Source organism: Mycobacterium sp. E2733, assembly GCF_001667585.1.
Classification (GTDB): domain Bacteria; phylum Actinomycetota; class Actinomycetes; order Mycobacteriales; family Mycobacteriaceae; genus Mycobacterium.
The window spans coordinates 47,203-59,349 of sequence record NZ_LZJZ01000079.1; the positions used below are offsets into that span (position 1 = coordinate 47,203).

The window sequence follows — 12,147 nt, forward strand, 5'->3', positions numbered from 1 at the left end:
TTGCGTCTGCTCGCGATGACTCAGAGCGGGCGCAAGACGATCGGCATGCCATCCATCGGTATCGGCATGCCGCCGTAGTCCAAGCGCGGCTGGTAGCCCGGTCGGGCCAGCTCCAGCCGATAGCGGCGCAGCAGGCGGTGCACGACGGTCTTGACCTCCAGCTGACCGAACACCATGCCGATGCACTTGTGCGCGCCGCCGCCGAACGGCGCGAAGGCGTAGCGGTGCTTCTTGTGCTCGGAGCGGGGCTCGGCGAAGCGCTCGGGGTCGAATTTGCCTGGCTCGGTCCACAATTCGGGCAGCCGGTGGTTCATGCCGGGCCAGATGGTGATGTTGGTCCCTGCCGGGATGTAGTGGCCGAGCAGCTCGGTGTCGCGCACGGCCTGCCGCATGTTGAACGGCAGCGGTGTCACCATGCGCAGCGACTCGTTCATGATCAGCTCGAGCGTTTCCAGCTTCTCTAGCGCCTCGATGTCCAGCGGGCCGTCGCCGAGCCGCGCCGACTCCTCGCGAGCCCGCTCCTGCCACTCCGGATTCGCGGCCATGTTGTAGACCATGGTGGTGGTCGTCGACGTCGACGTGTCGTGGGCGGCCATCATCAAGAAGATCATGTGGTTGACGATGTCTTCGTCGGTGAAGCTGTTGCCGTCGTCGTCCTCGGTGTGGCACAACACGGTGAGCATGTCGGCGCCGGTCGCGTTGCGGCGTTCCTTCACCCGTTCGATGAAGTAGTCCTCGAGGAGTTTGCGGGCCCGCAGCCCACGCCACCACTTGAACGGCGGAAGCGGCTGCCGGATGATCGCGCCGCCCGCGCGCGTCGTGATCGTGAACGCCTGATTGACCTTGGTCACCAGGTCGTGGTCCGTGCCCGGCTCGTGCCCCATGAACACCAGGGACGCGACGTCCAGGGTGAGTTCCTTCATCGCCGGGTGGAACAGGAACCGCGCGTCGTTGGTCGGCCAATTGGCGACGATGTCGCTCGCCACCCGGTCGATGTGCTCGACGTAGCCGGTCAACCGGGTGCGGGTGAAGGCCTCCTGCATGATGCGCCGGTGGTACATGTGTTCGTCGAAGTCCAGCATCATCAGGCCGCGGTTGAAGAACGGCCCGATCACCGGGTGCCAGCCCTTTTGCGAGAAGTCCTTGTTCTTGTTCGAGAACACGGCCTGGGTGGCGTCGGGACCGAGCGCGGTGACCGCCGGCATGATCGGTGAGTCGAGGAAGTGCAGGGGGCCCCGGGTGCGATACAGATGCAGCGCGTAATCCGGCCCGCCACGGAACATCTCGATGATGTGCCCAAGGATCGGCAGGCCGGCGTCTCCCACCACGGGCTTGAGGCCGCTACCGGCGGGCGGCTCGGCCAGCACCTTGGTTTCCCAGTCGTGGGCGAGCAGACGCTTCTCGACCGCACCCATCCCCGGGATGGTGTTCAACGTCGGGGTGAACCGGCGCCGCGCCTGGTCCAGCAGGTACTGCGGGGTGCTGATCGTGGCGGTCATAGACGCTCCTTTGCGTTCCCTCCGAGGTGACAGCCGTCACTGTCTTATAACCTTCGGAAAAAACTTGACGGCTGTCAAGTTTGCTTTTTGACCGGCGTGGTGCAAGGTCGGGGAATGAGCAGCCACCCCGCCACTCCGGAGCCGGGCGGGCAACGACGCGGCGACAAGCAGCGCCAGGCGATCCTGCAGGCGGTGCGGGAACTGCTGCAGGAGAAGCCATTCGCGGAGCTGTCGGTCAGCACCATCAGCCTCCGGGCCGGGGTGGCCCGGTCGGGCTTCTACTTCTACTTCGACTCCAAGTACGCCGTGCTCGCCCAGCTGATGGCCGAGGCCGCCCAGGAACTCGAAGAGCTGACCCAGGATTTCGCCCCTCGCCAGTTGGGCGAGTCTCCGGAGCAGTTCGCCGAGCGCATGGTCGGCAGCGCGGCGGCCGTCTACGCGCACAACGACCCGGTGATGACCGCCTGCAACGAGGCCCGCACTACCGACGTCGAGATCCGTAACCTCATGGATCAACAATTCGAGGTGGTGCTGGGTCAGATCGTCGCCATCGTCGAGGCCGAGATGAAGGCCGGGACCGCCAGCCCCATCAGCGACGATCTGCCGACACTGATCCGCACCCTGGCCGGTACCACCGCGCTCGTGCTGACCGGCGATCCCATCCTGGCCGGCCGTGACAGCGATCGCGACCGGCGCGTGCGCGTGCTCGAGCGGTTGTGGCTGCATGCCCTGTGGGGCGGGCGTCCCTAGGGCGTTACCGCCGGTATCGTCACGGCAATGGGGCAGCAGGGGTACTACGCAGGCAAACGGTGTCTGGTCACCGGCGCGGCCAGCGGCATCGGCCGCGCCACCGCGTTGCGGCTGGCCGCACAAGGCGCCGAACTCTATCTGACCGACCGAGACCGGGCGGGCCTCGAGCTCACCGTCGCCGACGCCCGCGCGCTGGGCGCCCGGGTGGCCGAACATCGGGCCCTCGACATCGCCGACTACGAGCAGGTGGCGGCCTTCGCCGCCGACATCCATCGCGACCATCCGAGCATGGACGTCGTGCTGAACATCGCCGGAGTGTCCGCCTGGGGCACGGTCGACCGGCTGACCCACGACCAGTGGAGCAAGATGATCGCGATCAACCTGATGGGTCCGATCCACGTCATCGAAACGTTCGTGCCGCCGATGGTGGCCGCCCGCAACGGCGGGCACCTGGTCAACGTGTCGTCGGCGGCCGGGTTGGTCGCGCTCCCGTGGCACGCCGCCTACAGCGCCAGCAAGTACGGTCTGCGCGGCCTGTCGGAGGTGCTGCGCTTCGACCTGGCCCGCCACCGGATCGGGGTCTCGGTGGTGGTGCCGGGCGCGGTGAACACCCCGCTGGTCCAAACCGTCGAGATCGCCGGGGTGGACCGCGAAGATCCCAAGGTCGCCCGTTGGGTGAACCGCTTCAGCGGCCACGCCGTCTCGCCGGAGAAGGCGGCCGAGAAGATCTTGGTCGGGGTCGCCAAGAACCGCTACCTGATCTACACGTCGGCGGACATCCGGGCGCTGTACGCGTTCAAGCGGCTGGCCTGGTGGCCCTACAGCGTGGCGATGCGTCAGGTCAACGTCATCTTCACGCGCGCTCTGCGGCCGGCCCCGGCGCCGCTAGTCCGGCATGGCCAGTTCGAGGCGCACCCCGAGCAGCCGGACCGGGCGGTCGAGCTCGAATAGGTCCAGCACGCGTAGCGCAGCGGCGACGATGGTGTCGCGATCGGTAGTGGCGGTGTCCAGCTTGCGGATTTTGGTGCGGGTGTAGAACGTCGCTGTTCGCACGGTAACCGCGACCCGCGTCACGATCCGGGCCGACGCCAGCACGTCCACCAACGCCTGTTCGGCCAGTTGTGTTATGGCCGAATCCATTTCGCTGCGATCGGTCAGGTCGCGCGGGAAGGTGACGACGTGGCTGCGGGAGCGCGGAATCCATGGCTCGGCGCTGACGCCGGTGTCACCGCCGCCCTTGGCCAACAGCAACAGCCACAGGCCGGTGCGCGGGCCGAACGCGGACGTCAGCAGCTCGGCATCACTGCGCGCGAGCTCCCACACCGTCGTGATTCCCAGCGTGGCAAGCTTTTTGGCCGTTTTGGGGCCGACCCCCCACAACGCGTCGACCGGGCGGTCCGCCATCAGGGTCATCCAGTTCGCATCGGTGAGCGTGAAGATGCCCGCCGGTTTGGCGAAGCCGGTCGCGACCTTGGCGCGTTGTTTGTTGTCGCTGATTCCGATCGAGCAGGACAGCCCGGTTTCCGACGAGATGACCGCGCGGATCTCTTCGGCGACTTCGGCCGGGTCGGTCGCCGCCACCCCGACGTACGCCTCGTCCCATCCCCACACTTCGACCGGGTGCCCCAAATCGCGCAACACCCCATCACCTGTTCGGAGGCCGCGTCGTAGGCGGCGGCATCCGACGGCAGAAACGTCGCGTCGGGGCAGCGGCGCGCGGCGGACCGCAACGGCATGCCGGCGCGCACGCCGAACTCCCGCGCCTCATAGGAGGCGCAGGTGACGACCTTGCGCGGTTCGGACGGATCGCCGTTGCCGCCGACGATGACCGGCAGCCCGGCCAGCTCGGGATGGCGGCGCAACTCGACCGACGCCAGAAACTGATCGAGGTCGACGTGCAGGACCCAGACCGGACTCATCAGCGGCCACAAAGCTTGCGCGCCAAGCTTTCCCAGGCATCACCCAAGGTCTGGAGGGTATGGCCGCGATCGTTGAGCTGATGCTCGACGTAGTTCACGTTGAGCAGGGCCAGCAGGGCATTGGTCTGAGCGTCGAGATCGCCGGTGGTGTGCGCCGCCTGGAGTAACGCCCGAATATGGGTGTAATGCACCAGGACGGGCGCGCTGTAACGAGTCTGCGGATCGCGGTGGGCTTCCGACAGGAGTTCGTGATGGGCGTGGGCGAAGCAGATCCGCTCCCGGCCGAACGCCACCAGCCGGTCGGTCGGCGGAGCGTCGGGCCCCAGTGGGGGCGGGCCGAATAGAAAGGCCTGTTGGCTGGCTCGCTCGTCCTCGTCGAGCAGCACCATCATCAGGCCGGCGCGACTGCCGAACCGGCGAAACAACGTGCCCTTGCCGACGCCGGCGGCGGCGGCCACGTCGTCCATGGTGACGGCATCCGCACCGCGCTCGGCGATCAAGCGCCGGGCCGCATCCAAGAGGAGGGCGCGGTTACGCGCCGCGTCACCCCGCTCCGGCAGGGCCGCTTGCGGCGCCCACACGGGCAACTCGCCGAGCCGCTCGATACTGCTCACCCCAGTACTTTAACGCGGCGGGAATAGAACCGGACTACAGTCCGGTTGCAGCATGCGAGGATGGAAATCAACAACCGAAGGGAAACGACAACGGTGGCGGAAAACATCAAGGTCTTGGCGTTGGTGGGGAGCTTGCGCGCGGCGTCGATCAATCGTCAGATTGCGGAGCTGGCGGCGGACGTCGCCCCCGATGGCGTCGCTGTGACGGTGTTCGAAGGGCTGGCGGAACTGCCGTTCTACAACGAGGAAATCGACCACGCGATGAACGCCGACGCTGCGCCGCTCGCTCCGGTGAGCGCGCTGCGCGCCGCTGCGGCGGAGGCCGACGCCGCGCTGGTGGTCACCCCGGAATACAACGGCAGCATTCCGGCCGTCATCAAGAATGCGATCGACTGGCTGTCCCGCCCGTTCGGCAACGGCGCTCTTAAGGGCAAGCCGCTGGCCGTCATCGGCGGCTCCTTCGGTCAGTACGGCGGGGTCTGGGCGCACGACGAAACCCGCAAGTCGTTCGGGATAGCCGGCGCACGCGTTGTCGAGTCGATCAAGCTCTCGGTGCCGTTCAAAACCCTGGAAGGCAAGGCGCCAGCGGAGCACGCCGAACTCTCGGGGAACGTACGTGATCTCGTCGGGAAGCTCGTCGCCGAAGTCGGCTGATTGGCAGAAGTCAACAAGCCGGTCGCCGGGCGACCAGCGAGGTTGCTGTAATCGAATGGCCAAAGCCGCCAGCCTCCGGCTGGCGGCTTTGCTGGCGGCGGCCCGGCCTTGGGTGATGGGCCGGCGCCGGCGCGGTGTTGTCGGTGGCCGCTGATATACCCATTCGTATGGATGGGCTCGATGAGAAATGTGACCTGCGACACGCCGGGCGCGTGTCATCGAGAGGGCTTACGACCAGCGAATTTCAGAAATGTTATTCCGAACATCTTGTATCTCGACATCTTGTCAGCCACTAGGTGTAGTGTTTCGAGCACCGGCAGATCCCAGGTTCACCAGCCCGACCGGGGCCTGGTTCACCACCCGAAATCGGCTCGACAGGTCATTCGACCCCGTCGGTCGCAGGACGGGAATCGGAGGACTTGACGGGCCGCTGTAACACAGCGAGGACAGAGTTCGTTGCAGTACCCGAGTAGTTGCCAGTCCATAACAAGTCCCACCTTCCGCAAAGGAGCGGCTTCTATGAGCATCACCGTGTACACCAAGCCGGCATGCGTGCAGTGCAGCGCCACGTTCAAGGCCCTGGACAAGCAGGGCATCGGCTACGAGAAGGTCGACATCTCGCTGGACAACGAGGCGCGCGACTACGTGATGGCGCTGGGTTACTTGCAGGCCCCGGTGGTGGTGGCGGGCAACGACCACTGGTCGGGTTTTCGCCCGGACCGCATCAAGGCGCTCGCGGAATCGGCGCTCAGCGCCTGAGCAGTTAGTGGCAGACATTAGGTAAGGAGGTTGCGGTGCAGTCGCGCAACCCAAGTTGGATTAGTGGCGACCCGCTACGCAAGCGGGAGGTGCCCCCAGCGCCGCGCTTGCGATCGCCACTGGTCTATTTCTCCTCCGTGTCGGAGAACACCCACCGCTTCGTGGAGAAGCTGGGTGTTCCCGCCACGCGGATACCGCTGCACGGCCGCATCGAGGTCGACGAGCCTTACGTGCTGATACTGCCCACGTACGGCGGCGGCCGGGCCACCCCGGATCTCAATGCCGGTGGCTATGTCCCCAAGCAAGTCATCGCATTCCTGAACAACGAGCACAACCGGTCGTTGATCCGCGGCGTCATCGCCGCGGGCAACAACAACTTCGGCGCCGAATTCGCCTATGCGGGCAACGTGATCTCGCGCAAATGCGGCGTTCCTTACCTTTACCGCTTCGAACTGATGGGAACCCCGGACGACGTGGAAGCCGTCCGCGCGGGTTTGGAAGAATTCTGGAAGGAACAGACGTGCCACCAACCGTCACTGCAGAGCCTGTAACGTCCGGCGCGCACACCAACCCTTTTGGGGGCCAGGCGGGATCTGACTACCACGCGCTCAACGCGATGCTGAACCTGTACGACGCCGACGGCAGGATTCAGTTCGACAAGGACGTGCTGGCGGCCCGCGAGTACTTCCTGCAGCACGTCAACCAGAACACCGTCTTCTTTCACAATCAGGACGAGAAGCTCGACTACCTGATCCGTGAAAACTATTACGAGCGTGAGGTTCTCGACCAGTACTCGCGCAACTTCGTCAAGGAGTTGCTGGACCGCGCGTATGCCAAGAAGTTCCGGTTCCCGACGTTCCTCGGCGCGTTCAAGTACTACACCTCGTACACGCTGAAGACGTTCGACGGTAAGCGGTATCTGGAGCGCTTCGAGGACCGCGTGGTCATGGTGGCGCTCACCCTGGCCGCCGGCGACACCGGACTGGCCGAGAAGCTGGTCGACGAGATCATCGACGGCCGCTTCCAGCCGGCCACCCCGACGTTCTTGAACTCGGGCAAGAAGCAGCGCGGCGAGCCGGTGAGCTGCTTCCTGTTGCGCATCGAGGACAACATGGAGTCGATCGGGCGATCGATCAACTCCGCCCTGCAGCTTTCCAAGCGCGGCGGGGGAGTCGCGTTGCTGCTGAGCAACATTCGTGAGCACGGCGCGCCGATCAAGAACATCGAGAACCAGTCCTCGGGCGTCATCCCGATCATGAAGCTGCTCGAAGATTCGTTCTCCTACGCCAACCAGCTGGGTGCGCGCCAGGGCGCCGGCGCCGTGTACCTGCACGCGCATCACCCCGACATCTACCGCTTCCTGGACACCAAGCGCGAGAACGCCGACGAGAAGATCCGGATCAAGACGCTGAGCCTGGGCGTGGTGATTCCCGACATCACCTTCGAGCTGGCCAAGAAGAACGAGGACATGTATCTGTTCTCGCCGTACGACGTCGAGCGGGTCTACGGGTTGCCGTTCGCCGACATCTCGGTGACCGAGAAGTATTACGAGATGGTCGACGACGCCCGCATCCGCAAGACGAAGATCAAGGCGCGGGAGTTCTTCCAGACGCTGGCCGAGCTGCAGTTCGAGTCGGGCTACCCCTACATCATGTTCGAGGACACGGTGAACCGGGCCAATCCGATCGAGGGCAAGATCACGCACTCGAACTTGTGCTCGGAAATCCTGCAGGTGTCCACACCGTCGGAGTTCAACGACGATCTGTCGTATTCCAAAGTGGGCAAGGACATCTCGTGCAACCTGGGATCGCTGAACATCGCCAAGGCGATGGACTCGCCCGACTTCGCGCAGACCATCGAGGTGGCGATCCGCGCGCTGACCGCGGTGAGTGACCAGACGTCGATCACGTCGGTGCCCTCGATCGAGCAGGGCAACAACGAATCCCATGCGATCGGGCTGGGGCAGATGAACCTGCACGGTTACCTTGCCCGGGAGCGCATCTTCTACGGGTCCGAGGAAGGCATCGACTTCACCAACATCTACTTCTATACGGTGCTCTACCACGCGCTGCGGGCGTCGAACCGCATCGCCATCGAGCGCGGCAGGGCGTTCGGCGGTTTCGAGCGGTCGAAGTACAAGTCGGGGGAATTCTTCGACAAGTACACCGAGCAGGTGTGGGAGCCGCAGACGGAGAAGGTGCGTCAGCTCTTCGCCGACGCCGACATCCGGATCCCGACCCAGGACGACTGGAAACGGCTGAAGGAATCGGTGCAGGAGTACGGCATCTACAACCAGAACCTGCAGGCCGTCCCGCCGACGGGGTCGATCTCCTACATCAATCACTCCACCAGCTCGATCCACCCGATCGCCAGCAAGGTCGAGATCCGCAAGGAAGGCAAGATCGGCCGCGTCTACTACCCGGCGCCCTACATGACCAACGACAACCTGGAGTACTTCCAGGACGCCTACGAGATCGGCTACGAGAAGGTCATCGACACCTACGCCGCGGCGACCCAGCACGTGGACCAGGGGCTGAGCCTGACGCTGTTCTTCAAGGACACCGCCACCACCCGCGACGTGAACAAGGCGCAGATCTACGCCTGGCGCAAGGGCATCAAGACGCTGTACTACATCCGGCTGCGGCAGATGGCGTTGGAGGGCACCGAGGTCGAGGGCTGCGTGTCCTGCATGCTCTGACGGCCGCGCCGGGCTCCCGGCGCGCAGTCTGCCCAGGTCAGCGGCTCAGGGCGGTCCCGGAGGGGTATGGTGCTTGACGTGGTGAGAATTCCGCGACCACCCCACCCCGGCGTCAAGCCGCCGGGGGCCAAGGTCGACGCGCGCAGCGAGCGCTGGCGCGAACACCGCAAGAAGGTGCGCGGTGAAATCGTGGACGCGGCGTTCCGCGCCATCGACCGTCTGGGTCCCGAGCTCAGCGTGCGGGAGATCGCCGAGGAGGCCGGCACCGCCAAGCCGAAGATCTACCGCCATTTCCACGACAAGTCTGATCTGTTCCAGGCCATCGGGGAACGCCTGCGCGACATGCTCTGGGCGGCGATCTTCCCGGCGGTGGACCTGAAGACCGACTCGGCGCGCGAGGTGATCCGGCGCGCCGTCGACGAGTACGTCGGCCTCGTCGACCAGCACCCCAACGTGCTGCGGGTCTTCATTCAGGGCCGCTCGGCGGCCAGCCCCCAGATCCTCAACGAGGGCCGCGGGATCACGTTGGCGATGGCCGACCTGTTCGACAACGAGCTGCGTGAGATGGAGCTCGATCATGCCGCGTTCGAGCTGGCCGCGCATGCGGCCTTCGGCTCGGCGGCGTCGGCCACGGAGTGGTGGCTTGGCCCGGACCCGCAAAGCGCGCGCCGCATGCCGCGCGACCAGTTCGTCGCCCATCTGACGACCATCATGGTGGGGGTCATCGTCGGCACCGCCGAGGTGCTCGGCATCACGATGGACCCAGACCAGCCGGTTCACAGCGTGGTGCCCAGCAACCCCGCCGCGAGCTGAGCCGCAGCGGCGTTGACATCGCTCCGCCGTTCGTCAACACTCGTGGCATTCGATACCCTGGGTACTGGGTATTTCGGGAGAGCTAACAGGAAGACCGATCCACCGTGACCGAAGCCATGACATCCGTCGAGCCGACTCAGGCGCACGAGCCCGTGCACACCCGGGCCCTCATCATCGGGACCGGCTTCTCCGGCCTGGGTATGGCGATCGCACTGCAAAAGCTGGGTGTGGACTTCGTCATCCTGGAGAAGGCCGAAGACATCGGGGGCACCTGGCGAGACAACAGCTATCCCGGCTGCGCCTGCGACATCCCGTCGCACCTGTACTCGTTCTCGTTCGAGCCCAAGCCCGATTGGAAGAACCCGTTCTCCTATCAGCCCGAGATCTGGGACTACCTCAAGGGCGTCACCGAGAAATACGGTCTGCGCCGCTACATGGTGTTCAACTCGCTGGTGGATCGCGGTCACTGGGACGACGACGAGAACCGGTGGCACGTGTTCACCGCCGACGGCCGCGAGTACGTCGCCCAGTTCCTGATCTCCGGCGCGGGCGCGCTGCACATCCCGTCGTTCCCCGACATTGAGGGCCGCGACGAATTCGCCGGTCCCGCTTTCCATTCCGCGGAGTGGGACCACAGCGTCGATCTGACCGGCAAGCGGGTGGCGATCATCGGCACCGGTGCCAGCGCGATCCAGATCGTTCCCGAGATCGTCGGGCAGGTCGCCGAACTTCAGCTCTACCAACGCACTCCGCCCTGGGTGGTGCCGCGCTCCAACCCCGAAATCCCCGCGGCGCTGCGCCGGGCCATGGCGAACGTCCCGGGCCTGCGGGAGCTGGTGCGTCTCGCCCTGTACTGGGGACAGGAGGCGTTGGCCATCGGCATGACCACGCGGCCTAACGCGCTGAAGTTCATCGAGGCCTACTGCAAATACAACATTCGCCGGTCGGTGAAGGACCGGGAGCTGCGCCGCAAGCTGACCCCGCATTACCGCATCGGGTGTAAGCGAATCCTGAACTCCTCCACGTATTACGGCGCGGTCGCCGACCCCAAGACCCAATTGATCACCGAGGGCATCAGTCGCATCACGCGGGACGGGATCGTCACCGCCGACGGCCGCGAGCGCGAGGTGGACGTGATCGTCTACGCCACCGGCTTCCACGTCACCGACTCCTACACCTACGTCCAGATCAAGGGGCGGCACGGCGAGGACCTGGTCGACCGCTGGAACCGCGAGGGCATCGGCGCTCATCGCGGCATCACCGTCGCCGATGTGCCCAACCTGTTCTTCTTGCTGGGACCCAACACCGGGCTGGGGCACAACTCCGTGGTGTTCATGATCGAATCCCAGATTCGCTACGTAGCAAGCGCGATCAAGACCTGCGACAAGCTGGGTGCGCAGGCGCTGGCGCCGACGCGCGAGGCTCAAGACCGATTCAACGACGAGCTGCAACGCAGGCTGTCGCACTCGGTGTGGAACACCGGTGGCTGCGCCAGCTGGTACCTCGACGAGCACGGCAAGAACACCGTGCTGTGGGGCGGTTACACCTGGGAGTACTGGCGGGAGACCCGCTCGGTGAAGCCGGAGGAATACCAGTTCTTCGGCCTACCCGGTACACGGCATCAGAAGGACCTGAGCCCCGCTGGGTAGGCGTGGCCCGAGCCAGGCTCTCGGTGCTATCCGCGCATTCGTCTCTGAGTGGGTGTTGAGCCGCCGTCGGGGTTTTACACTGGGAGGGAAATGAGCGCCTACCAGACTGTCGTGGTCGGCACCGATGGCTCGGATTCGTCGCTGCGTGCGGTGGACCGCGCAGCCGCGATCGCTGCGCATCACGGCGCGAAATTGATCGTTGCGACCGCGCATCTTCCCGTTCCCGTGGAAAAGGGCCGCTACGCCATCCCACCGGGAAGCGACCACGGTCAGGATTACCGCACGGTGGGCGAGGCCCCTTTCTTCGCGATCCTGCAGAACGCCAGGGAGCGGGCGCACCAAGCCGGGGCCAAGCACGTGGAGGAGAAGCCGATCGTCGGTGCTCCCATCAATGCGCTGGTGCAGTTCGCCGAGGAGATCCAAGCCGACCTGCTCGTCGTCGGCAACGTCGGGCTCAGCAGCGTTGCCGGGCGGCTGCTGGGATCGGTCCCATCCGAAGTCTCCCGCAGGGCCAGAACCGACGTGCTGATCGTCTACACCACCGACTGAGGCATCGATCGTTTTGCGCAGCCGTCACGCGCCAAGCGTCGGGCCGTGTTCGCGTAGCAGCTGCGCGAAAGCGGCCGCGGTGGGCACCAGCCATCGAATGCTGTTGCATCACTTCGGATCTCGGGAGGACCTGTTGCTCGCGGTCGTCGAGGAAGTGGAGCGCCGCCAGATGGGCGTCCTGGCCGACCTGCCCGCGACACCCGCCGAAGGCTTCGCCGCCATGTGGGCCGATGTCCGTCGACC

11 protein-coding genes and 2 pseudogenes are annotated in these 12,147 nt (G+C 65.4%); 10 read left to right on the top strand and 3 right to left on the bottom strand.

All coding sequences use genetic code 11. From position 1 onward, the window contains the following. Positions 1–20: 20 nt before the first annotated feature. Positions 21–1,499 carry a cytochrome P450 gene (locus A5678_RS13350; RefSeq protein ID WP_068043032.1) on the bottom strand — a complete coding sequence of 493 codons (1,479 nt, stop codon included), beginning with the start codon at positions 1,497–1,499 and terminating at the stop codon, positions 21–23. A gap of 114 nt (positions 1,500–1,613) precedes the next feature. On the opposite strand from A5678_RS13350, the gene A5678_RS13355 reads away from it, so the two are divergent. After that, on the top strand, positions 1,614–2,249 hold the full coding sequence (locus A5678_RS13355) for a TetR/AcrR family transcriptional regulator (RefSeq protein ID WP_068043033.1): 636 nt from the start codon (positions 1,614–1,616) through the stop codon (positions 2,247–2,249). A 27-nt stretch (positions 2,250–2,276) separates the two neighbouring features. After that, the gene (locus A5678_RS13360; protein ID WP_068043034.1) at positions 2,277–3,200 is read left to right on the top strand and encodes an SDR family oxidoreductase; all 924 of its coding nucleotides are present in this window, start codon (positions 2,277–2,279) and stop codon (positions 3,198–3,200) included. Here A5678_RS13360 and A5678_RS13365 read toward each other — a convergent pair. Together A5678_RS13365 and A5678_RS13370 are read right to left on the bottom strand one after the other, a co-directional pair. Beyond that, positions 3,135–4,168, bottom strand: a pseudogene (locus A5678_RS13365) (DNA polymerase IV). The gene A5678_RS13360 and the pseudogene A5678_RS13365 sit on opposite strands and share 66 nt — an antisense overlap. Beyond that, on the bottom strand, positions 4,168–4,782 hold the full coding sequence (locus A5678_RS13370; protein WP_068043036.1) for a TetR/AcrR family transcriptional regulator: 615 nt from the start codon (positions 4,780–4,782) through the stop codon (positions 4,168–4,170). The pseudogene A5678_RS13365 and the gene A5678_RS13370 overlap by 1 nt, the downstream one beginning before the upstream one ends. A 93-nt stretch (positions 4,783–4,875) precedes the next feature. Here A5678_RS13370 and A5678_RS13375 point away from each other — a divergent pair, with 93 nt between their 5' ends. The 8 genes and pseudogenes from A5678_RS13375 to A5678_RS27135 all read left to right on the top strand — a co-directional run. Next, entirely contained in the window at positions 4,876–5,436 is a 561-nt protein-coding gene (locus A5678_RS13375) for an NAD(P)H-dependent oxidoreductase (RefSeq protein WP_231983662.1), read from the top strand. 519 nt (positions 5,437–5,955) lie between these two features. Beyond that, a complete protein-coding gene (locus tag A5678_RS13380; RefSeq protein ID WP_007171236.1) occupies positions 5,956–6,195 on the top strand; it encodes a redoxin NrdH in 240 nt (79 codons plus the stop codon). Between the two features lie 107 nt (positions 6,196–6,302). Continuing rightward, the gene (nrdI, locus tag A5678_RS13385) at positions 6,303–6,746 is read left to right on the top strand and encodes a class Ib ribonucleoside-diphosphate reductase assembly flavoprotein NrdI (RefSeq protein ID WP_067210928.1); all 444 of its coding nucleotides are present in this window, start codon (positions 6,303–6,305) and stop codon (positions 6,744–6,746) included. Continuing rightward, positions 6,716–8,893, top strand: coding sequence for a class 1b ribonucleoside-diphosphate reductase subunit alpha (gene nrdE, locus A5678_RS13390; protein WP_082945553.1), 2,178 nt, complete (start codon positions 6,716–6,718; stop codon positions 8,891–8,893). The genes nrdI and nrdE overlap by 31 nt, the downstream gene beginning before the upstream one ends. 78 nt (positions 8,894–8,971) lie before the next feature. Then, on the top strand, positions 8,972–9,706 hold the full coding sequence (locus A5678_RS13395) for a TetR/AcrR family transcriptional regulator (protein ID WP_156746910.1): 735 nt from the start codon (positions 8,972–8,974) through the stop codon (positions 9,704–9,706). A gap of 116 nt (positions 9,707–9,822) precedes the next feature. Further along, entirely contained in the window at positions 9,823–11,355 is a 1,533-nt protein-coding gene (locus A5678_RS13400; protein WP_068043049.1) for an NAD(P)/FAD-dependent oxidoreductase, read from the top strand. Between the two features lie 90 nt (positions 11,356–11,445). After that, positions 11,446–11,904, top strand: coding sequence for a universal stress protein (locus A5678_RS13405; RefSeq protein WP_068043038.1), 459 nt, complete (start codon positions 11,446–11,448; stop codon positions 11,902–11,904). 76 nt (positions 11,905–11,980) lie between these two features. Next, a pseudogene (locus tag A5678_RS27135) lies at positions 11,981–12,147 on the top strand (TetR/AcrR family transcriptional regulator); the annotation flags it as partial.

Excerpts from the sequence above, each read along its gene's own strand:
- A5678_RS13405 (WP_068043038.1), top strand. The coding sequence starts at position 11,446 with ATGAGCGCCTACCAGACTGTCGTGGTCGGCACCGATGGCTCGGATTCG.
- A5678_RS13355 (WP_068043033.1), top strand. The coding sequence starts at position 1,614 with ATGAGCAGCCACCCCGCCACTCCGGAGCCGGGCGGGCAACGACGCGGC.
- A5678_RS13350 (WP_068043032.1), bottom strand. The coding sequence starts at position 1,499 with ATGACCGCCACGATCAGCACCCCGCAGTACCTGCTGGACCAGGCGCGG.
- A5678_RS13400 (WP_068043049.1), top strand. The coding sequence starts at position 9,823 with ATGACATCCGTCGAGCCGACTCAGGCGCACGAGCCCGTGCACACCCGG.
- A5678_RS13360 (WP_068043034.1), top strand. The coding sequence starts at position 2,277 with ATGGGGCAGCAGGGGTACTACGCAGGCAAACGGTGTCTGGTCACCGGC.
- A5678_RS13380 (WP_007171236.1), top strand. The coding sequence starts at position 5,956 with ATGAGCATCACCGTGTACACCAAGCCGGCATGCGTGCAGTGCAGCGCC.